25 protein-coding genes are annotated in these 21,714 nt (G+C 30.2%); 11 read left to right on the forward strand and 14 right to left on the reverse strand.

Annotated features, from left to right (window positions below):
* The first annotated feature begins 83 nt into the window (after positions 1 to 83).
* Positions 84 to 215 (forward strand): hypothetical protein, encoded by a 132-nt coding sequence (locus B8063_RS07265; protein ID WP_257788389.1) that lies wholly within the window; start codon positions 84 to 86, stop codon positions 213 to 215.
* On the opposite strand, the gene B8063_RS00475 is transcribed toward B8063_RS07265, so the two are convergent.
* From B8063_RS00475 to B8063_RS00495, 5 genes are read right to left on the reverse strand one after another with little or no spacing between them, the layout of a single operon-like run.
* A complete protein-coding gene (locus B8063_RS00475; protein WP_085070815.1) occupies positions 205 to 951 on the reverse strand; it encodes an SDR family NAD(P)-dependent oxidoreductase in 747 nt (248 codons plus the stop codon). The two genes, B8063_RS07265 and B8063_RS00475, sit on opposite strands and share 11 nt — an antisense overlap.
* Positions 951 to 2,405 carry a cytosine permease gene (locus B8063_RS00480; RefSeq protein ID WP_198150962.1) on the reverse strand — a complete coding sequence of 485 codons (1,455 nt, stop codon included), beginning with the start codon at positions 2,403 to 2,405 and terminating at the stop codon, positions 951 to 953. The genes B8063_RS00475 and B8063_RS00480 overlap by 1 nt, the downstream gene beginning before the upstream one ends.
* Before the next feature lie 24 nt (positions 2,406 to 2,429).
* Complete coding sequence (locus B8063_RS00485; RefSeq protein WP_085068463.1) at positions 2,430 to 3,764, reverse strand: TRAP transporter large permease; 1,335 nt, start codon at positions 3,762 to 3,764, stop codon at positions 2,430 to 2,432.
* On the reverse strand, positions 3,761 to 4,372 hold the full coding sequence (locus B8063_RS00490) for a TRAP transporter small permease subunit (protein ID WP_085068465.1): 612 nt from the start codon (positions 4,370 to 4,372) through the stop codon (positions 3,761 to 3,763). The genes B8063_RS00485 and B8063_RS00490 overlap by 4 nt, the downstream gene beginning before the upstream one ends.
* A 46-nt stretch (positions 4,373 to 4,418) precedes the next feature.
* Positions 4,419 to 5,519, reverse strand: a complete 1,101-nt coding sequence (locus B8063_RS00495) for a TRAP transporter substrate-binding protein (RefSeq protein WP_085068467.1) — start codon at positions 5,517 to 5,519, stop codon at positions 4,419 to 4,421.
* A gap of 142 nt (positions 5,520 to 5,661) precedes the next feature.
* Between B8063_RS00495 and B8063_RS00500 the strand changes: the two genes are divergently transcribed.
* The 6 genes from B8063_RS00500 to B8063_RS00525 are packed head-to-tail and all read left to right on the forward strand — an operon-like array spanning position 5,662 to position 11,334.
* Complete coding sequence (locus B8063_RS00500; protein WP_085068469.1) at positions 5,662 to 7,272, forward strand: GMC family oxidoreductase; 1,611 nt, start codon at positions 5,662 to 5,664, stop codon at positions 7,270 to 7,272.
* Positions 7,273 to 7,854: a TerC family protein gene (locus B8063_RS00505; protein ID WP_085068471.1), complete on the forward strand. Its 582-nt coding sequence runs from the start codon at positions 7,273 to 7,275 to the stop codon at positions 7,852 to 7,854.
* A complete protein-coding gene (locus B8063_RS00510; protein ID WP_085068473.1) occupies positions 7,854 to 8,612 on the forward strand; it encodes an SDR family NAD(P)-dependent oxidoreductase in 759 nt (252 codons plus the stop codon). The genes B8063_RS00505 and B8063_RS00510 overlap by 1 nt, the downstream gene beginning before the upstream one ends.
* On the forward strand, positions 8,612 to 9,400 hold the full coding sequence (locus B8063_RS07275) for a M23 family metallopeptidase (protein ID WP_085068475.1): 789 nt from the start codon (positions 8,612 to 8,614) through the stop codon (positions 9,398 to 9,400). Before B8063_RS00510 ends, B8063_RS07275 begins: the two co-directional genes overlap by 1 nt.
* Positions 9,401 to 9,409: 9 nt before the next feature.
* Positions 9,410 to 10,183, forward strand: a complete 774-nt coding sequence (locus B8063_RS00520) for a fumarylacetoacetate hydrolase (RefSeq protein WP_157101706.1) — start codon at positions 9,410 to 9,412, stop codon at positions 10,181 to 10,183.
* Positions 10,183 to 11,334: a M24 family metallopeptidase gene (locus B8063_RS00525; RefSeq protein WP_085068479.1), complete on the forward strand. Its 1,152-nt coding sequence runs from the start codon at positions 10,183 to 10,185 to the stop codon at positions 11,332 to 11,334. Before B8063_RS00520 ends, B8063_RS00525 begins: the two co-directional genes overlap by 1 nt.
* On the opposite strand, the gene B8063_RS00530 is transcribed toward B8063_RS00525, so the two are convergent.
* The 4 genes from B8063_RS00530 to B8063_RS07280 form a co-directional block, all read right to left on the reverse strand.
* The gene (locus B8063_RS00530) at positions 11,331 to 11,894 is read right to left on the reverse strand and encodes an SOUL family heme-binding protein (protein ID WP_085068481.1); all 564 of its coding nucleotides are present in this window, start codon (positions 11,892 to 11,894) and stop codon (positions 11,331 to 11,333) included. The genes B8063_RS00525 and B8063_RS00530 overlap by 4 nt on opposite strands.
* A 13-nt stretch (positions 11,895 to 11,907) precedes the next feature.
* The gene (locus B8063_RS00535) at positions 11,908 to 12,234 is read right to left on the reverse strand and encodes a hypothetical protein (protein ID WP_085068483.1); all 327 of its coding nucleotides are present in this window, start codon (positions 12,232 to 12,234) and stop codon (positions 11,908 to 11,910) included.
* Positions 12,235 to 12,311: 77 nt separating this feature from the next.
* Positions 12,312 to 12,629: a hypothetical protein gene (locus B8063_RS00540; RefSeq protein WP_085068485.1), complete on the reverse strand. Its 318-nt coding sequence runs from the start codon at positions 12,627 to 12,629 to the stop codon at positions 12,312 to 12,314.
* Between the two features lie 60 nt (positions 12,630 to 12,689).
* Positions 12,690 to 13,259, reverse strand: coding sequence for a type IV pilin protein (locus tag B8063_RS07280; RefSeq protein WP_085068487.1), 570 nt, complete (start codon positions 13,257 to 13,259; stop codon positions 12,690 to 12,692).
* A 51-nt stretch (positions 13,260 to 13,310) separates the two neighbouring features.
* Here B8063_RS07280 and B8063_RS00550 point away from each other — a divergent pair, with 51 nt between their 5' ends.
* The gene (locus tag B8063_RS00550) at positions 13,311 to 14,303 is read left to right on the forward strand and encodes a dihydroxyacetone kinase subunit DhaK (RefSeq protein WP_085068489.1); all 993 of its coding nucleotides are present in this window, start codon (positions 13,311 to 13,313) and stop codon (positions 14,301 to 14,303) included.
* 1 nt (position 14,304) lies between these two features.
* Entirely contained in the window at positions 14,305 to 14,892 is a 588-nt protein-coding gene (locus tag B8063_RS00555; protein WP_075521345.1) for a dihydroxyacetone kinase subunit L, read from the forward strand.
* Between the two features lie 12 nt (positions 14,893 to 14,904).
* Here the strand turns inward: B8063_RS00555 and B8063_RS00560 are convergent, their stop codons facing one another.
* From B8063_RS00560 to B8063_RS00575, 4 genes are read right to left on the reverse strand one after another with little or no spacing between them, the layout of a single operon-like run.
* Positions 14,905 to 15,780 (reverse strand): isocitrate lyase/PEP mutase family protein, encoded by an 876-nt coding sequence (locus B8063_RS00560; RefSeq protein WP_085068491.1) that lies wholly within the window; start codon positions 15,778 to 15,780, stop codon positions 14,905 to 14,907.
* A 2-nt stretch (positions 15,781 to 15,782) separates the two neighbouring features.
* The gene (locus tag B8063_RS00565; protein ID WP_075521343.1) at positions 15,783 to 17,054 is read right to left on the reverse strand and encodes a TRAP transporter large permease; all 1,272 of its coding nucleotides are present in this window, start codon (positions 17,052 to 17,054) and stop codon (positions 15,783 to 15,785) included.
* Entirely contained in the window at positions 17,051 to 17,527 is a 477-nt protein-coding gene (locus B8063_RS00570; protein WP_085068493.1) for a TRAP transporter small permease, read from the reverse strand. The genes B8063_RS00565 and B8063_RS00570 overlap by 4 nt, the downstream gene beginning before the upstream one ends.
* A 40-nt stretch (positions 17,528 to 17,567) precedes the next feature.
* Positions 17,568 to 18,557, reverse strand: coding sequence for a TRAP transporter substrate-binding protein (locus B8063_RS00575; protein ID WP_085070817.1), 990 nt, complete (start codon positions 18,555 to 18,557; stop codon positions 17,568 to 17,570).
* Positions 18,558 to 18,629: 72 nt separating this feature from the next.
* Here B8063_RS00575 and B8063_RS00580 point away from each other — a divergent pair, with 72 nt between their 5' ends.
* On the forward strand, positions 18,630 to 19,532 hold the full coding sequence (locus B8063_RS00580; RefSeq protein ID WP_085068495.1) for a DMT family transporter: 903 nt from the start codon (positions 18,630 to 18,632) through the stop codon (positions 19,530 to 19,532).
* Between the two features lie 125 nt (positions 19,533 to 19,657).
* Positions 19,658 to 21,058: a Glu/Leu/Phe/Val family dehydrogenase gene (locus B8063_RS00585; protein ID WP_085068496.1), complete on the forward strand. Its 1,401-nt coding sequence runs from the start codon at positions 19,658 to 19,660 to the stop codon at positions 21,056 to 21,058.
* A gap of 109 nt (positions 21,059 to 21,167) precedes the next feature.
* Here B8063_RS00585 and B8063_RS00590 read toward each other — a convergent pair whose 3' ends face one another.
* On the reverse strand, positions 21,168 to 21,440 hold the full coding sequence (locus tag B8063_RS00590) for a hypothetical protein (RefSeq protein WP_075521338.1): 273 nt from the start codon (positions 21,438 to 21,440) through the stop codon (positions 21,168 to 21,170).
* Between the last annotated feature and the right edge of the window lie 274 nt (positions 21,441 to 21,714).

Below are 21,714 nucleotides of genomic sequence, written 5' to 3' on the forward strand. Positions count from 1 at the left end.
TTTAATACAATATTTTTTTAAAAAGTCAAAAAATTGTCAATATTTGAACATTCATTACACAAAATTTAAGAGTATTTAAAATTGTGAAAACATTTACAATTTTTAACCTCTTAATTTATTGGTCAATCATTATATTATCACCTGTAATTTCAAAAGATTTAAAAATAGCTAAAATTGATGAAGTTATTGTGCCTTTATCTAAACCTAGTAGGTAGATCTTCCACCACTAATATCAAACACTGCAGCTGTTGAAAAAGAGTTTTCCTCAGATGATAACCAACAAACCATTGAGGTTAATTCATGAACTTCTAAAAACCTACCTTTTGGAACTTTTGAAAGCATTCTTTGTACATGTTCTTTTGACATTTGATTTAAAATTCTAGTGTTTGCTCCAGCAGGTGTGACAGCATTTACAGCAATATTATTTAAAGCCAGCTCTTTTCCTAAAGATTTTGTTAAACCAATTACTCCAGCTTTTGAAGAACTATAGGCACTAGCATTAGCATTGCCATCTTTACCGGAAACTGATGCAATATTAACTATTCTTCCATAGTTATTTTTAATCATGTAAGGAACAACTGCTTTACAACAATAGAAGATACCATTTAAATTAATCTCCATTATTTTGGACCAATCTTCAATTTTATAATTCCATAATTCTGAAGTGGGTCCAGTTATACCTGCACTATTAACTAAAATATCTATCTTTGAATTTTCAGCTATTTTATCTACTGTATTTTTTACTTGAGTAAAATTTGATACATCTACAACATCATAACTTAATTTATCACTATTAATTTCTTTAGATGCTTTTAGTAATTCTGTTTCATCTATATCCCAAATTCGAACTTTACAACCTGACTTGATAAACCTTTTTGAAATATCCAAACCAAATCCTTGAGCTCCTCCAGTTATAATTGCAAATTTATTTTTAAGATCAAAATTATTCATTATTTTTTTAAAAGTAGATATAAAATATAAGACACAAGTGCACCTATTAACCATCCAAAAGATTGTATGTTTAATAAGCTTGTATTCCAGATAGTCGAAGCAGAGAAAATAAAACCAATTAATACAGAATACAATGCCTTTAAATTCCAACCGCTATTATAAATATATATAGTTGTCTCTTCTGGATAAAATAATTCCTTATGATTAATTTTTTTATTCTGAACGAAGTAAAAATCTGCAATAATAACGCCAAATATTGGACCCAAGAATGACGCTAGTGTATCAAACACACTTAAAGATAGTCCTTGGCTAAATATTGATAGCCAAAAAAAAGATACAAACAGCGCTAATAAAATAATTACAGCTCCAGAGCTTTTTAAATTTAAAGAATTGGGTAAAAAATTAATTAAAGTATTTTGAGAAGGTATATAATTAGCAATTAGGTTTGATGAAATAGAGGAAATTAAAATAAGCATCAAAGATATTATTGTAAGATAATTGTTGTTGATTTTACCAATTATATCATTTGGATTTGTTAATAATCTTTCAACAGTAATAGAATTTTGTGCAAGAATAATATCAGATCCTAAACAAATTAATAAAGCTATAACGGAAAATAATATTAAATTTAATAGTAAAGCAAAATTTCCTTTATTCATCTCATTCTTGCTCTTGGCGTAGCGTGCAAAATCACCAAAGTTTAACAAAAGAATTGAAAAATAGGCAAACATAGTTCCCACAACTGAAATAAATGGAAAAATATTATTTCTAGAAATAAAATTTTCAGTATTTGTGCTCAAAATTAGAGAGCTGATTAATGCAACGTAGTTTTCAGAAATAATAATTATTAGAAATATTATAAGACCAACATAAATAATTATTGATGAAAATTTAATAAAATTTTTATTAAAACCAGCTGTTTTAGTAAAAAGAATAAATTGTATAATTAAACAAAGTATTAAAGATAAAAAATCAATTGCGTTTAAACCAAAGAAAAAAGTTAATAAAATTTCATGATTAAGTAACTGGCTATCTATTTTGAATAAAATAATTCTAAAAATATATCCTAGAGATTTTGAGATAAAAAATGTTTGAACTCCAAACATAAATATTCCGATTAATCCTCTTATCAATCCAAGATATCTTGCACCGCTAAAGCCCATTGAAAGTCTAAGAATTACTGGAAATGGTAATCCACTACTTTGTGAGATGCTTCCTATTAAATTTGTTAAAAAAAATACTATTATGCCCGCAAATAACGTACCACTTAATACAACTAAGCTGTTTAAATCGTACAAAAGATATAAGGATGCAATTAGTGAAAATCCAATAATACTTTGAATTGATACGGCCCAAAAATTAAAGAAATCAAACCAACTCCAATCTCTATTATTTGGATTTATTGATACAAGTTCCCAATTTCTAAGTTGATATTTGTCTTTTACTGGAATCACAAAGATATATTAAACCAATATAAATTACTGTCCATATAGGAGTGTAGGCAACCACAGAACAATTTTAGGATATAATATTATAATAACTAAACCTATAACTTGTATGACCATAAATTGCATCATACCTAAGTAAATATCTTTTAGATCCCAACTTGGAACTACACCTTTTAAAAAATATGCTGATAGAGCAACAGGTGGTGAAAGCCAGGCGGTTTGAAGATTTACTGCAACCAAAATAGCAAACCAAGTTAAATTAAATTCTAAAGCCTCAACAAGAGGTAAAATTATTGGAACAACAATCATTACAATAGGAACCCATTCTAAAGGCCAGCCAAGTAAAAAAATCATAACCATTATCATTCCTAAAATCAGATACTTATTCATCTCAAGTGACAGTAAAAAATCAGTAAGAACCATCGGTGTTCCTAATCTAGCGAATACTGCACCAAAAAAATTAGAGGCAGCGACAAGTACCATAATTAAAGCAGAAATTTCTAAAGTTTTAACTAATGCATCCTGAAGTTTTTTGAACGTAAGTTTTTTATATGCCAAAGATAATAATAAAGCACCGCCAGCACCACATCCAGCAGCCTCTGTAGGAGTGGCGAAACCAAATAAAATACTTCCTAAAGCAGCAAAAACTAAAGCAGCAGGTGGGACTAAGCCTAAAAAAAATTCTAGCCAAAGTTTTTTTAAATCTGTAGTTCTTAATTCTTCTGGAATGGGAGGTCCCAGTTTTGGATTTAAAAAGCATCTAAGTGTTGTGTAAGCAGCGTATAAACAAGCTAATAAAATTCCTGGGACAATTGCTGCAGCAAAAAGATCAGTTACAGGTATTTCCATTATTGGACCCATAACAACTAGCATAATACTTGGTGGAATTAATATTCCCAAAGTTCCACCAGCTGTTATTGTGCCTGCTGCTAACTTAACATCATAACCAGATCTGTTCATAGACTTTGCAGCCATAATTCCTAGGATAGTTACTGAGGCTCCCACAATTCCTGTAGCTGCTGCAAAAATTACAGAAACAAATAATACAGCATAATATAATGAACCCTTAACCCTCGCTAACATCATTTGAAATGCTGAAAAAAGTCTTTCCATTAAACCTGCTTGCTCCATCATTATGCCCATAAAAACAAACAAGGGGACGGCGGCTAGGGTCTGCTCTGTCATAACCATGGAAAATTGAAGTGTCATTAAATAAAAAACTAATTTTCCAAAACCCAAGTATCCAAAAACGAAACCTAAAAAAATTAAAGTAAATGAAATTGGAAATCCAATAAATATAGCAAATAGCATTACTCCAATTAATACGAAACCTAAAATAGCTGGATCAATTAAATGTGAAATCATTCTTCTCCAGGCCACTTTCCTTTGGTAGCTGCGTAATAACTTTTTAAAATTTCTGAAACTCCTTGTATTAATAAAAATACAATACCAAACCAAAGACATGATTTAATGGGCCACATAATTGGCATCCACGTTGTATCCATACCACGTTCATTTCTCATTATAGATTCTTGTACAAATCCAGTAGTCATATAGAGAAACACAATTAAACCTGGAAAATAAAATAATAAATAAAGCCAAAAATCAATTGTTCCTTGAGTTTTGGTTTTAAAATTTCTATATAAAAAATCTGCTCTTATATGAACACCTTTTGACAAAGCATAACCAGCACCTAACATGAAAAGTGCACCATAAAAAAATCTACTCATGTCATATGCCCAAATAGTTGGTGCTAAAAATAATTTACGAGCTAATACTTCGTAAACCATTCCAAGCATTAAAGGAATTGTAATCCAGCAAACAATATTACCAATGACCTTACTAAATTTATCAATATTAATTATTGTTTTAGCCATCCAAGAAGGCATATCCTCTGGCATCTTGCCAGAGCCGCCCCTTCTCTCTGCAATCATTTCATCTGAAATATCAAGTTTTGGACTTTTATCGTTCATGTAAAGATAAAGGAGCGGGCCCTAGGGCCCGCTGTAATTGATTAATTTACTTTTTCTTTAACTCATTTGCATAAGCCATTCCAAGCTTAGCATTTGATGTTTGTGCACCAGACCAAAATGGTACTGCAGTGTTAGCAAAGTTTATCATAGAGTCATAAACTTCTTTAAAGAATGGATTTTTAGCAGCATTCTTTTCAAGAGTTGCTTTTGCAGCAGCCATGTAAGCTGGGAAGTAATCAGCTGGAGTATCTTCAAGAATTACACCATGGTTTTCAGTTAAGTCTTTCAAAGCTAAACCGTTAGTATTAATTCTGTAAGCAAGAGCTCGCATTAAAGAAGCATCAGCAGCCATTTTCAAAGAAAATTTTTCATGATCTGTGAACTTCTCATATGTTGTTCCAGTAATATAAAAGTCAGCATTAACAACTACTTGGTGTAAACCTTGTAAGTAATAATGTTTTAGTACTTTGTGAATACCAAACACTTTATCAGGTTGTGGACAACACCATTCTGCAGCATCAATAGTTCCTGCTTCAAGAGCTGGAAGTATATCACCCCCACCCATTGCAACAGATGCTATACCAATATCTTTATAAGTTTGACCTGGAATTCCTGGAGGAGTTCTGAACTTAAACGTTCTGAAATCGTCCATGTTTTTGATTTGTCTTGGAAACCATCCTAAAGCCTCTGGACCAACTGGTTGCAACATGAAACCTTTAATATTTCTATTCATCTCTCCCCATAGACGGTCATATAATTGCTCACCACCACCATATAAGAACCATGATAAAAACGCTATGTTGTCAATTCCAACTCCACCACCGGCAACAGGAGAACCAAATAACATTGCTGCTGGGTGTTCACCAGACCAATAGTGTGTCCATGCAAATCCGCAGTCAATTAATCCTTTGTCTACAGCATCAAGTGTTTCTTTAACACCCACAACTGTTCCTGCTGGCATAATCTCAAATTTAAGAGACCCATTAGTTAGTTTTGTTACGTTGTCAGTAAAGTCTTTCAACATTACCGCCTCATCACCTTTGGCGCTAATAACTGTCTGACACTTTAATGTTTTTGCTGCACTAGCGTTCGAAATAAATCCAAACACTAAAAAAGAAGCAAACAACATTGAAATGATTTTTTTCATTATTTATCCCTCTCAGTTAAATTTAAAGTGCAGCATACTTTCAAAAATAATTAGGATACACAAGCATGAATTCGACATTATTTAATAAAAAATGTATAAAAAATTTAAATTAAGTTATTATTTTTTATAAATATTCTAATCTATGGAAATTTTTGACTACATAATTGTAGGAGCTGGATCGGCAGGATGTGTTTTAGCTAATAGATTGTCTGCAGACCCAAAAAATAAAGTTTTACTACTCGAGGCTGGTGGAAAAGATACTTATCCATGGATCCATATTCCAGTTGGTTACTATAAAACTATGCATAATCCAAAAGTTGATTGGTGTTTTAAAACTGAGCCCGACGAAACAATGAATAATAGATCTATCAGATATCCAAGAGGAAAAACTCTAGGTGGAAGCTCATCCATCAATGGTTTACTTTGGATACGTGGTCAAAAAGAAGATTATGATGTGTGGCGCCAACTCGGTAATACAGGTTGGGGCTGGAATGATGTTTTGCCATATTTTTTAAAATCTGAGAACAACGAATTAGGAAAAAGTGAATTTCATAATGATAGTGGGCCAATAACTGTTGCAAATAAAAAAATAAATTTAAAATTACTTGATGAGTTTCAAAATGCTGCTGAGGAAGTTGGAATTCCAAAAACAATTGATTTTAATAAAGGGGATAATTTTGGAGTTGGTTTCTTTCAATTTACTACCAGTCATAGCAAATTTGGTCTTAAATTAAGATGTAGCGCTGCGAAAGGTTATTTGAATCCAGTAAAAAAAAGAAAAAATTTAAAAATTATAGTTAATGCCCATGTTCAAAAACTTAATTTTAATAATAAGTCTGTAGAGAGTGTAAGTTTTTTTACAGGTGATAAATTAAATCATGCACAAGCAAACAAGGAAGTTATTTTATCTGCTGGAGCAATAGGATCGCCACATCTATTACAAATATCAGGAATTGGAGACAGTGAAAAAATTAAAAATCAAGGAATAGATATTGTGCATGAACTAAAGGGTGTGGGTAAAAATTTACAAGACCATTTAATGTTTAGGCCAGTTTATAAATTAAAAAATATTAAATCACTAAATAGGGATGTTGAAAGTTTATATTCCAAGTTTTTAATGGGTATTCAATATATTTTAAAACAAAGTGGTCCTATAACAATGGGTGCTAGTCAAGTATGTGCTTTTACTAAAAGCGATCCATCACGAGCTACACCAAACTTACAATTTCATGTTCAGCCACTAAGTACAGATATATTGGGGGTAACTCCAATGCACAATTTTGAAGGTATAACACCAACTGTTGCAAACATCAGGCCTACAAGCAGAGGTGAAATTAATATAACTAGTAATGATAGTAGAGATAATCCAAAAATTAAGATGAACTATCTTTCTACAGAAGATGACAGGATAGTTGCTGCCAAAAGCTTAAAGCTTGTGAGAAAAATTATGCTAGAGACTGAAACTTTTAAAAAATATCAACCTGAAGAATATCGACCGGGAGTACATATCACTGATGATGAAGAATTAGTTAAAGCTGGTAGTGATTTTACTCAAACAATATTTCACCCAGTTGGAACTTGTAAAATGGGAAATGATGATAGCGCGGTCGTTAATGATAAATTATCAGTCCATGGAATACGAAACTTAAGAGTTATTGATGCATCTATAATGCCTAACATTACATCTGGAAACACTAATGCACCCACTATAATGATTGCTGAGAAAGGTGCAGATATGATATTGAACTCATAAATGTTTTCACCTGAACAAATTACAATCCTTTTACAAATAATATTTATAGATTTGGTATTAGCTGGCGATAATGCGATCATTATTGGAATGGTTGCATCCCAATTTCCTCCAGATCAAAGAAAGAAAATTATATTTTGGGGAATTGGAGGTGCAGTAATTTTAAGAATTATTTTAACTTTGATTACAGCCTATTTGCTCCAAATCACTGGACTACGATTAATCGGAGGATTGTTATTACTTTATATTGTTTACAAACTTTATATCGATGTAATAAAAAATAGTGGCAACGAAGAAAGTAATATAAAAGTTGATAACTCAAGTTTTTTTAAAGCAATTTTTACTGTTTTACTTGCAGATTTTACAATGAGTTTAGATAATGTTTTAGGTGTTGCGGGAGCTGCGAAAGATCACTATAGTTTGTTAGTTTTTGGCCTTGTTTTATCGATCATATTAATGGCTACTGCCGCAACGTTAATTTCAAATTGGATAAAAAAATATAAATGGATTGCGTGGTTAGGTTTATTTGCAATATTAATTGTGGCTTTAGATCTGATTTATACTGATATAAAATTACTTATTTAATGTATTTTAAAAAGATAAATTTAAAAAATAAATATGCTCTTGTTACTGGAGCGGGTAAAGGTTTAGGTAGAGCGTGCGCCATAGCATTAGCTGAAGCTGGGGCAATAATAATAGGATTAAGTAGAACAAAATCAGATTTAGACAAATTAGAAAAAGATATAAAAAAAGCAAAAAGTAAACTAATTAAAATTCACTGTGATGTAATGGATTATAGCGATCTAAGTGAGAAGTTAAAAAAAGTTAAATTTATCGACGTTTTGGTTAATAATGCAGGAACAAATTTACCAGAACCATTTGAAAAGGTAAAACAACAGAGCATGAATTATCTTGTTGATCTTAATCTTAAGTCTGCTTTTAACGTTGCGCAATTAGTTGTGAAAAAAATGCTTAAGAATAAAAAAAGAGGTGGATCTATCATTAACATGTCTTCACAGCTTGGACATGTGGGAATGTCCGGCCGAAATGTTTATAACATGACTAAATTTGGTATAGAAGGTCTAACTAAAGGTATGGGTGTTGAATTAGCAAATAGAAATATAAGAGTGAATACTGTTGCCCCTACTTTTGTTGAAACACCAATGGTTAAAAAATTTTTTAAGAACAAGAAATTTAAAAAACTTGCCCTTGATGGGATACCAATGGGTAAAGCTGCTAAAGAAAGCGATGTTGCAACTGCTGTATGTTTTTTAGCATCTGATGCTGCTGCAATGATTACAGGAACATCTATTCTTATAGATGGAGGATGGACAGCTAAATAATGAAGAAAATATTGCTTTTTATAGCAATTATATTCTCTACTCATACACAAGCACTTGAGTTTCAAGGTAAGTTTTTACAGGGACATTTCATTTTAGGTAAAGCGAAAATAGGTTCAAAAGTATTTATTGATAAAAAGCAGGTTAAAGTATCCAAAGATGGATATTTTGTATTTGGAATTGATAGAGATAGAAAATTTGATTTGGAAATTACAGAAGTTAATAATGGAAAAAAAAATAATGTAATTAAAAAAGTCTTTAAAAGAAAGTATAACATTCAAAGAATAGATGGTTTGCCTGAAAATAAAGTTACTCCACCTGAGTCTGTTTATAAAAGAATTAAAGAGGAAAATGGTAGGATTGGAAAAGCAAGAGCAATTAATTCAGATTTAACATTTTTTACCAATCAATTTATTATGCCTGTAAAAGGTATAATAAGTGGAGTGTATGGAAGTCAAAGAATTCTCAATGGAAAACCAAAGTGGCCTCATTATGGAATTGATATAGCAGCAAAAAAAGGCACGAAAATAAAATCATCAGGCTCTGGAATTGTTACTATGGCTGAGGATGACCTTTATTATACAGGTGGGACAATAATAATGGATCATGGTCATGGTATATCTACCATATATTCACACTTAGAGGACATAATGGTGAATGTTGGTGATGAGATTAAACAGGGCGATATTATTGGAACAGTTGGTTCAACTGGTAGATCAACAGGTCCACATCTTGATTTTAGAATAAATTGGTTTCAAACGAGACTTGATCCTATGAGCATTCTTCAATAAGCTCAAATTATGAAAAGTGAAATTAATCATATAGCTAATAAATTAGTAAAAGCTTATAATACAAATACGTTTATAAATCCCATCCCAGTAAAATATTGTAAAAATATTAATCTAGCTAATAAAGTTAGGAAACTATGTGAAGATAAAGTTAGTGATGAAACCATAGGTATAAAAGCAGGTGGAACAGGAATTCAAGCTCTTAAAAAACTAGGAGAAAAAGAGCCCTTTATTGCAAAAATTTTTAAAAAAAGATTTCTTAAATCAGGTCAAAACGTAAAGATATATAAAAATACCAAAGGTATTGAGGTTGAGGTTTATTATTTAATAAAGAAATCTTTCTTCGATTTTAAAGGTAAAGTTACAAAAAATAATATTTCTAAATTTATAAAATTTATGGGGCCTTGTTTTGAAATTGTTGGATTTAGACAAAGAAATAAGCAATTTAATTACCTTGGAGATATTTGTAGTGATTTTGGATTTAATATTAAGTTTATAGTTGGAAAAAAAATCAAATTTAAAAAACTTAACTTAAATAATTTAAAAACTTCATTAGAAAGTAAAAAAAATGGTTTGAAAGTTACTGGTAATACAAATATTGTTTATATCAATCCATTAAATTGTTTAAGATTTGTTTTAAATAAAGTCAAAAAAGAAAAAATAAACTTAAATAAAGACTTTTATGTTTTCACGGGTTCCACTGTAGGTGTTGTGCCCTTTAAAGGAAAAGGATTATACAAAGGTACTATTGATAAAATTGGCTCTGTTAGTGTTAATATCAGGTAATGGCACTTCACTTTTCTAAAGAGGAATTTAAATCTAGAAAATCATATATTTTAAATTCAATTAAGGAGCAAAACATCGATGCTCTGTTGATGTTTAGACAAGAGTCTATGTATTGGTTAACTGGTTATGATACATTTGGATACGTTTTTTTCCAAACTTTAGTCTTAGATCAAAAAGGTAATTTAATTTTATTAACAAGAGCGCCAGATCTAAGGCAAGCACAAAACACATCAAATATTAATGATATAAGAATTTGGGTTGATAAAGATGGTTCAAATCCAACTGATGATCTAAAAATTATTTTAGATGAGTTAAATTTAAAAGGTAAAAAAATTGGAATTGAATATGAGGCCTATGGATTGACTGGTAGAAATGCAATTAAATTAAATCAATCTTTGGAAGATTACTGTTCAATTGAGGATAAATCAGAATTAATTACAAAACTAAGAGTGGTAAAATCTGAAGAAGAAATAACATATGTTAGAAAGGCTGCGAACCTAGCTGATTTGGCACTTGAAGAAGTGTGGAAATATGCAAAATCTGGTGCGAGCGAAGCTAAAATTTTAGCTGAAATGAATAGAGTTATCTTTGAAGGTGGTGGTGACTATCCAGCTAATGAATTTATTATTGGTTCAGGAAAAAATGCCCTACTGTGTAGATATCAAGCTGAAAAACAAATTTTAAACAAAGAAGATCAGCTAACTATTGAGTGGGCTGGTGCTTATAGACACTACCATTCGGCGATGTTTAGAACTATTCCGATCGGTAAAGCAAATCAAAAACATTTTAAGATGCATGAAGCTTGTGTTGAGGCATTAACAAATTGTGAGAATAAATTAAAACCTGGAAACAAAATTGGTGAAGTTTTTGATATCCATGCAAAAACATTTGATGATCATGGATTTAAAAATGCAAGAATGAATGCTTGCGGTTATTCGCTAGGAGCAACTTTTTCTCCCAACTGGATGGATTGGCCAATGCTATACACTGGAAATCCATATGTTATTCAATCGGGAAACGTGTTCTTTATGCATATGATCTTGATGGATTCAGAGAGTAATTTAGCAATGAATTTGGGAGAGACTTATCTTGTGACAGAAAATGGTAATGAAAGATTAGGTAAACAAAAATTAGATTTAGTTGTTCTCTAATTTTTATATTCAACCCTAAACATTGCTTCATTTCTTCTCATTATTGGTAGAGTAAAAGGGCTATTGTAAGTTGCTTTGATTGGAGAGCTTTGAATTTGAATATTATCTTTAGTTAATTGATCTTCTAAAATACTTTTATGTTTAATAAAATTTTTCTCTGATGCCCTACCAGAATATCTAATTACAGCATAGTACCCGCCTTCAATAATAATTACTTCTACATCGGAGTTTGTAGGATATGGAACATTATCTTTATTAAATTTTGATGGAAGATAAAATTGCATCGTCATATTTCCAGATTTCTCTGTTTGCGTTACTGGGATTGTCATTTTAATTTCTTGATTTTTCTTATTTTTACCTGAGATATAATTAAATAACTTTCTAAAACTATTGTCTCCAGTTGTACTCACTACTTCTACAGCTAAACGATCTGCGTATTTACGAATTTCATACACATCAGTTGATTTTATAATATCATATTTTGCTTCCTCGCTAGCCATCACACTAGAATAGTTAAAAATAGATATACTGTAAAATATAATTAATAAAATTTTTTTCACTTTAAATTATAGTTTAGTTACCGTCCCATTTTGCCTTATAATTCCATTTAGCTCTGAAATCTTTAGGTGCTTTTTTAAATTCTTTTTCACATTCTTTGAATAATTTATTGAAAGTTTCATTAGTCTGTAATTCTAATTTAATATCTTCATGAGTTTTAAGTTTTTCATAATTATTGGATTCAACACTTGCTTTATTTTTTGCACAAACACCAATCATCATATCATGTTTAATAATTCGATCTTTTTGCTCATTACTTTTAAAGAATTGGTTTATTACATATCCTGTAAGTAAAATTACTATTCCAATTACTATTAATTTTGATTTTTTTTGCTTTTGCATATTTATAATCTTTTTGCATCAAACAATGCATAAATTAAATCTATATCAAAAATTTATCTCTATACTTTGATTGAATTCTAATATTTATAGCATTTAGTAATACCATCGACTGTCCAACATTTAATTTTTTGTTTTTGTTGTTTCTTTAACAAGATATTATTTTCTTCAGCAGCATATTGACTGCAATCTAAATTTCTTAATTCAATTACGTTTGATGAAAGCGTTTTATTTAAAGTTTCGTTATAAGCCAAATGTTCAAAATGTTTTATACATACTTGTCTATCTGAGAGATTTCTGTATCCAGGTGGATCTTTAATTCTATCACCTAGATTAGATAATGCATTACCACACCCCGTAAGAAAAAAAATTGAGATAATTACAAATAAATTTTTCATTTTATAAGTTAACAATTTTAAAAATTTTGGTAAATTAATGAGAAAAATTTAAGCATATTTTTACTGTGTTTGAAAATGTTCTCTATATTTTGTGAGTTTGCCATTAGAATCTAAATTATAGCATTGAAAAATAAACTCACCTGCTTTAATTGGAGGATTACAATGACCACAATTTGAATTGTCTTTATCTGTTCCGATTATCTCAATACATCCGGGTTTTAGTTTATCATCACTTGGACATGAAGTATTAACAGCTGCAACATTTGTTCTGTAAGGATTTCGTGGACCCCATATATATCCTGTTTGAGAATGTGTTCCGTAATGACCAACAAAAGCTTGAGCTCTCATATCTGTTTTAGATGGATTTGATGAATTAAATATGCACCAGTCTGCACTCTTGTCAAGTTTTCCTGAATTTGAACTTTTCAAATAACATGGAACCCCTGACTGACAGCCTGTCCATTTGGTTTTAACTTCTTTTATAATTTGCTTGCACAAGATTTCAGCTGAATTTCTTTTAGCACTTTTTGTGTACCCATCATAAGCAAGGAGTCCTACGGCAGCTAATATTCCTATGATTGCTACAACAATTAATAGTTCAATTAATGTGAAGCCATTTTCTCTAATCATTTAATAGTATTCATATTTGTTACTAAATTAATAGTAATGTACATTATGTAAATGAAAAAAATAATTAACAACCCTAGTAATTTTGTTGATGAAACAATTGATGGACTTATAAAATCCCACCCGAATATTTATTCACTAGCTTCAGATAATTCGAGAGTGATTACTCGTGCAATAAAGTCCTCAAATAAAGTTGGTTTAGTAACCGGTGGAGGGTCTGGTCATTTGCCAGTTTTTACAGGCTATATTGGAAAAGGATTGTTAGATAGTTGTGCGATAGGATCTGTCTTTGCTTCACCATCTGTTGAACAAATAGCATCTGCAATTCGCAATGCAAATAATGGTAACGGAGTGCTTTGCCTTTTGGGTAATTATGGTGGAGATGTAATGAATTTTGAAATGGCTTGTGAAATAGTAAAAGACGAAGGTATTGAAACTAAAACTGTTATAGTTACAGATGATATTGCGAGTGCAAAACCTGAAGAAAAAGAAAAAAGACGAGGTATTGCTGGTATGATATTTGTTTTTAAAGTTGCAGGGGCGTTAGCTGAAACGGGGGCATCTCTTCAAGATGTTTGTGAAATAGCACTTGAAACTAATTCAAAAATTAGAACATTAGGCGTTGCTCTTTCTCCTTGTATATTGCCTGAGGCTGGAAAACCTACATTTGAAATTAATGATGATGAAATAGAAATAGGAATGGGTATTCATGGTGAACCAGGTATTTCAAGAGAAAAATTAAAGTCAGCAAATGATTTGACAGATGATATATGTAATCGAATACTAGCTGATTTCGATTTGTCTGATCAAGAGATCGGGTTAATGATAAATAGCCTAGGAGCTACTCCACTTGAAGAACTTTACATTGTATCAAGAAGAGTTGTCGAAAATTTTAACAAAAAAAAAATAAAAATTTTTAAAAATTATGTTGGAAGGTATGCAACTTCAATGGAAATGGCAGGAATGTCTGTAACTGTTTTAAAACTTAATAAAAATATTAAAGAAAATTTATTAGCTCCTTCTTATTGTCCGTTCTGGACAAATTAAAATGTTAAATAAAGAAAATTTAATAATAATATTGGATAAATTATTTGACCAGTCCAAAAAATATTACGATGATTTCAACTCTGCTGATGCTAAAATTGGAGACGGAGATTTAGGTATTACCATTCTTCATGGATTAGAAGAAATCCAGAAAAATAAAGTATATTTAAGTAACGATATGGGTGAAAATTTTATGGTTTGCTCAAAAGCTTTTGTTAAAAAGTCAGGATCTAGTTTTGGGACATTAATAGCATTTTCATTAATGAATATTTCAAAAAAAATGCAAGGTAAAACACATTGTGATCATAATGATATAATCAGTTTTTTTGAGACAGCTCTTAAGACAATTTTAGAGAGAGGTAAAACAAATTTAGGTGATAAAACAATTGCAGATACACTTGATTTAATAATAAAAAAAATGAAGAAAAGTACTAATTATAATGATGATATTAAATCAGCTTGTTTAGAAGCTCTAGAGAATTTTAAAGGAAAAAAAATTTTGATTGGTAGAGCAAGAATGTTTGAAGACAAAACAAAAGAATTTGATGATCCTGGGATGTTTGCTTTAAGTAAACTTTGTGAAATTTTTTAGTTACAATTATCTCTATTTATATTTATCTTCAATTTCATAATACTCATTGAAACCTACTATATCCCTTAACTCAGAGAATTTTGAAACATTTGTGTTATAAACTTTATTCTTCATATTTTTCAAACATTCCTGCATAGTTTTAACTGAAGCACTCATTAAAGTAAGTGGCATGACTGCTATTTTATAGCCAATTTCCTCTAACTCATTTATCTCTAATAAAGGCGTATCTCCATCTTCAATTAAATTAATCATATGATGACCTGGGACTTCCTTAATTATTCTTTTCATATCATCTTTAGATTTTACTGCTTCAATAAATAAAATATCAGCGCCAATTTCTGAGAAAGATATCATTCTCTCTATTGCATCATCCAAGCCTCTAGTTGCAATTGCATCTGTTCGAGCCATAATTAAAATATCTTTATCTCCAAATTTGCTGGCATCTACTGCTGCTTTAATTCTTGATTTAGCTTCATCTAAGTCAACAACATCTTTGCCTTTTGTGTGACCACATTTTTTTGGCCATTTTTGATCTTCAATCATTACTCCTGCTGCTCCAGCATCCGCATAACCACGTACTGTTCTAAACACATTTACAGAATTTCCATATCCAGTATCACCATCAAAAATTATTGGTATAGATGTTGAATTACAAATATTTCTTACTTGATCAGCCATTTCAGAAAATGAGATTAAACCAGTATCAGGCATTCCAAGTCTGGTAGACGAAACACTAAAGCCAGACATAAAACCAATTTCCAAACCCTCTTTTTCAATTAATTTTGCCGAGAGAGAATCAAAACATCCTGGCATTACTATGATTTCTTTTTTATTTAAGCGCTCTTTAAGTTTAGCTGCTTTATCTTTTGATTTTATTTTTGAAAACATAATTATAATTTAAAAGGTATATATAAAGCTAAATCGGGAAATAAGTAAACTACAAAAACTGTAAATAACATAATTATCACAAAAGGTATTACGCCTTTCGCTATCTCTGACATTTTTGCTTTTCCAATTGCTTGCAGGACATAAATATTCAATCCTACAGGAGGAGTAATTAATGCACACTCAATCATAAGTGTAAAAATAATTCCAAACCAAATTAAATCTATATTCATTGCTGCAATTGAAATAGAAAATATTGGCATCATAATAAGTATCAATGAGAGAGTTTCCATAATAAAACCTAATATTAATAATGTAATGCACACAACCAAAATAAATAAACCTTGCTCGTTAATGTTGGTTACAATGAATGATGATAATTCTTGTGGAATTCTATAAAGTGAAATTGCTTTACCAAAGATTTTAGCGCCAGCAATAATGATAAAAATTGTTACTGTCGTTTTCATGGTTTCAAGACCAGCTTCAATAAAACCTTTAAAATTTAATCTTTTTTTAGCAACAACATAAATAAATGATATCAAAAAACCAATTCCACCGGCTTCTGTTGGTGTGTATATACCGGCATAAATACCTCCAAGCATAATAAATGCCATCAATAAAATTGGTAATCCTCTTTTGGTATATTTGATTTTTTCCTCTAATGTGCTTTTAACATTTACAACTTCTTTATTAAAAAATTTTACATAAATTACAGAAAAGAAAATAAAAAATAGTGCCAAACAAACACCAGGCCCAATTCCAGCGAGAAACATGCTTAAAACAGACTCTTCTACCACGAAAGCATAGACAATCATTGGAATTGATGGGGGTATTAAAATGCCGAGTGTCCCTCCAGCTGCAAGAATTCCTAATGTAAAATTTCTATGGTAACCTCTATTTATCATTGCTGGAAAAGCGACTGTTGATATAGTGGCTGCTGTAGCAACAGAAGATCCTGATATTGCTGCAAAAATACTACATGAAACTATTGTGGCTATTGCTAAACCACCAGGAAAATTACCAACCCAACTTTGCGCAAAATTAAATAGATCTTCTCCAACTCCAGCCTTAAGCAAAATATTTGACATCATTAAAAACATTGGAACTGCCAACAAAATAAAATTATCAGCAACACTGTAAAATGTCTGGGGTACCATTAATGGTGAAATATCACCAAAAATCATTAATCCTAATCCTATTGTTCCCAATCCAAAAGCAATCGGAACTCCTAGAAATAAAACAAAAAATAATATGAATAAAATTATTGCAACAGTCATTTAAACAAATCTTTAAAGTAATTAATAATTTCTAAGAACACTCTTATAACTAAAAAACCAAAACAGAGTGGTATTGCAAATTCTGTGAGGAATGAAGGAACGTCTAAAATTGTAGAACTGGTTCTACCAACTTTTAAAGAGTCGTAAGCTATTAACCAGCCAAAATATAATACAAAACAACTAAACGTTAATATAAATATAGCACTAATAAGGTCTAAAAATCTTTTTCCAGCATCATTTAATTTGTCATAAATTACTGTAATTCTAATAAATTCTTTTTTATGAAATGAATATGTAAGAGCCAAGTAAGTTGCCCAGATTTGAAGAAATCTTGAAATCTCATTTACCCATACAGTTGGAGAATTAAACAAATATCTCATTATAACTTCATAAGAAACTATAAATCCTATAGATATAAATAAAGCCGAAGCTAAATAGCCAGAATATTTTATAACTTTGTTGTAAATTTCCATGAGAAAAACCCCGCATAAGAGTATGCGGGGTTAATTTTTCTTAAAGTTTATTTGCAGCTTTTACTAGCTTATCTCCTACACCTCCAGAACCACCTGTTCTAGAAATATAGTCTTCAATTACAGATGAAGATGCTTTTTTAAGCGCAGATACTTCTGAACTAGATAATTTCACAATGTTCATTCCGTTCTCTTTTGCTTCTTTGTAAGCTCCAGCTTCAATATTTGCCATATCATCTCTTACAGCTTTTTCTGCAACTTTAGATGCTTCTGCAATGGCATCTCTTTGTTTTTGTGTCAAAGAATTAAGCCATTTATCATTTGCAACCACAACAAATTCTATGTCACCATGATTTGTTACTGTTAATGTATCCATAACTTGATAGAGTTTACGAGATTTTACTCCCGATACACCTGTCATACCTGCATCAACTGTTTTTCTTTGGTATGCAAGATACTGCTCTGATCCTGAAATCAGTGCTGGTTTACCACCCAATGAAGTTACGAAAGCTCCAAGTGTTTTTCCAAAAACTCTAATTTTTTTGTCTTTAAAATCAGCTGGAGACTTCATTGGTCCACCATTTGATAGCATAATTGCTGATCCATAAGCTTGATAATAAAGCGGTACTGCTCCAGTATTTGCAATAGCAGGGTCTAAAATTGTTCTAATTTCTGATCCAGCACTTGTTGCTTTTCTAATTTTATCCTCAGAGTCAAAAAGGAAAGGTAAATAAAATATATCTACTTCAGGGTTTGTTCCTGCAAACCTAGTAATTGATGCAACACCCGCTTCAATAGCTCCTGACCCGACTGCTTGTGGTACCTCTTTATCTTTATATAATTGAGCAGAGTCGTAAATTTCAACTTTAATATCTGATCTAGCCTCTAATTCTTTTTTAAACACTAATAGATTTTGACCTAAATGCGCTTTCAAAGGAAGTTGAAGCGTTATTCTCATTTTTGTTTCGGCAAAACTTGCACTCGCAATTGAAACAAAGATGAAAGAAAATATTATTTTTTTTAAGATTTTCATTTTTCCCTCTAATTTGTTAGTTTTAACTATTAAAGTCGACTTTAAAATTAAATACAATATTAATAATCAACTATGAACTGGATTATATTTACGTTTTTTGGTGCTTTTTTCCAAAATTTAAGATCATCGTTACAAAAAAAATTAAATAAAGATCTTTCATTAATTGCATCAAGTTACGTTAGGTTTGTTTTTGCTTTACCTTTTGCAACAATATTATTTTTCTCTTACTTTCAAAATTTTTCAATCATTTCAGTAATTTTATTTAATTCAAATTTCATTATTTACACATTTTTTGGCTCTGTACTTCAAATAATGTTTACTTTCAGTCTCTTATATTTATTTAGATTTTCAAATTTTGTAGTTGGTACTTCATTAAGTAAAACTGAGGTAATTCAGGTTGCAATTTTTGAATACATTGTTTTGAGTGATAAGCTTAATGCTGCCGGTGTAATTGGAATTATAATAGCAACTACTGGAGTAATAATAATGACTATAAAAGATGTAAATTTTTTTATTAAAAATTTATTTTCAAAAACAACATTAATTGGTCTTATTACTGGATTGTTTTTAGGACTTAGCGTTGTTTATTTTCGAGCTGCTGCCTTATCATTAGAAAATATTTCATCTAATTTTGAAAAAGCATTAAGCACTTTATTTTTTGGGCTACTTATCCAAACTTTTATACTAACTATTTACCTTCTTATTTTTGAAAAATCTGAATTTAAAAAACTATATAACAATAAGTTTACATCTTGTTTGGCTGGTCTATCCGGTTTTCTAGCCACTCTATCCTGGTTTTATGCATTTACACTTATTCAATCATCATTTGTTAGAGCACTTGGACAAATTGAAATACTTTTTAGTTTCGTATCGTCTAAATATTTATTTAAAGAAAAACTAAGTAAAATTGAATTGTTTGGAATATTAATATTTATATCTGGCGTATCTCTGATGTTATTAACAAGAACAAGTTAGTTCCTCTTCGATTAACTTTTTTCTTAACACTTTTGTTATAACTTTCATTATTAATAATGACATCATTAGCCTAAATTGAACATAAATATTCTTTAATAAACTAATTAAAATTGATTTAATAAGGAATGTCTTTTAAAAAGAATGTAGACCATTATGTTGAGCAATCTGCAAAAAATTTAAATTTTACCTCAGATTTACTTGAACATATAAAAGCAACACATTCATTAATTAAAGTTAATGTTGGGGTCGAAATTGATGGTGGAATAAAAAATTTTACTGGTTGGAGAGCAGTTCATTCAGAACATATTCTGCCTAGTAAAGGTGGATTAAGATATTCAAATTCTGTGGATCAAGATGATACAGAGGCGCTTGCAGCATTAATGACTTATAAATGTGCAATAGTTGATATTCCTTATGGTGGATCTAAAGGTGGATTAAGAATAAATCCAAATGAGTACAATGAAAATCAATTAAGGAATATTACAAAAACTTTTGCAACAAAATTAATTAAAAAAGGATTTATTTCTCCTGCAATAAATGTTCCAGCGCCTGATGTTGGAACCTCTGAGAGGGAAATGGGATGGATTAAAGATGTTTATAAATCTTTAAGACCAGAAGATATTAATTATAGAGCATGTGTGACCGGTAAACCAAGACATGGAGGAGGAATTGCAGGAAGAACTGAGGCAACAGGAAGAGGTATTGAAGAGGTAATAAGAGAATTTTTTAGAAATAAAGAAGAAGTTAAAAAAGCAAAATTAAATGAAAATTTAAAAGATAATAGAATTGTTATCCAAGGGTTCGGTAACGTTGGAAGACATTTAGCTTATGAGCTTTATAATAGAGATAATGCACAAATAATTGCAATTGGTGAGTATAATGGAATTTTATATAACGAAAATGGAATAGATATTAATAAACTAATTGAATGTGTTTTATTTAAAAAAACTATTGAAAATAATGATCTTGGAAAATTTATTAGAAATCCAAAAGAAATTGTTGAGGTTGAGTGTGATATTTTAGTCCCAGCTGCGCTTGAGGGTGTTATCAACAAAGATAATGTTGAGAAAGTAAAAACAAAACTGATTGTTGAAGCCGCTAATGGGCCAATAGATCCTGCAAGTGATAAAATATTATTTAATAAAGGAGTAACAGTTCTTCCTGATATTTATGTAAATGCTGGTGGAGTTGTTGTTTCATATTTCGAATGGGTTAAAAATTTATCACATATTAGATTTGGTAGAATGGAGAAAAGATATCAAGAACACAAACTATTGGAATTGATAAAACTCATAGAAAAAACAACAAATACAAAAACAGATCCAGAATTGATAAAAACTATTGTACATGGTGCTGATGAAATTGATTTAACTAATTCTGGTCTTGAAGACTCAATGAGAAATTCTTTTAATGAAATACTAAGTATAAAAAAACAAATTAAAAAATCTTTTAGAGAAAGTGCTTATTACTTGTCTTTAAAAAAACTTAGGAAGTTTTACACAAAAGAAGGTCTACCAAGACACTAACTGCTTTTCTTTTTCTCTTTTTTAGCTTTTCTTTTTTCTTTGAGAGTTAACTTTGCTTTTTTCATCACGCTAGAGTCTTTAAATGATTTACCACTATATCTTTTTGACATTATTGTTGGTCTTGAAATTCTAAATTTCCTCTAGAGTTAACTTTTTTCTTTACATGTCTGTAATAACTTACATCATTTATAAGCTTAATTAGATCTATCCCTTTATCTTCGTATCTTCTCTTAATAGTATTTCTTGAAACCATTACTAAATTTAAGTTTTCAACAAAACTTTCTGTCCATTCTTTTTCAATTTTATCTTTAATCATTTTTTTTAAAAATATCCTGAAATCTGAACAGGTTATCATTTTTAGTTTTTCATTTAATAAAGCCATATTTTTATAATAACAAAAAAAAATTAGTAATCTAGTTCTAGGTAACTTGTCAGATAATTTGCTTGATTGTCATCATAATTACTAACAATTATTATTCTTTCGTTAGCAGTGTCTCTTTTAAGACAAATTCCTCCAATGTCACAAAACCTTGAGTTTAATCCTTTATTTGTAGCTGCATCCTCATCTTTGTTGTAAATATTTTTAAACTTCATTGTGTCGTTTATATGCAATATAAGTATATTTCTTAATAATCTTATATGTCTTTTGCTGGGAT

Source organism: Candidatus Pelagibacter sp. RS40 (assembly GCF_002101295.1).
In the GTDB taxonomy this organism is placed as follows: Bacteria; Pseudomonadota; Alphaproteobacteria; order Pelagibacterales; family Pelagibacteraceae; genus Pelagibacter.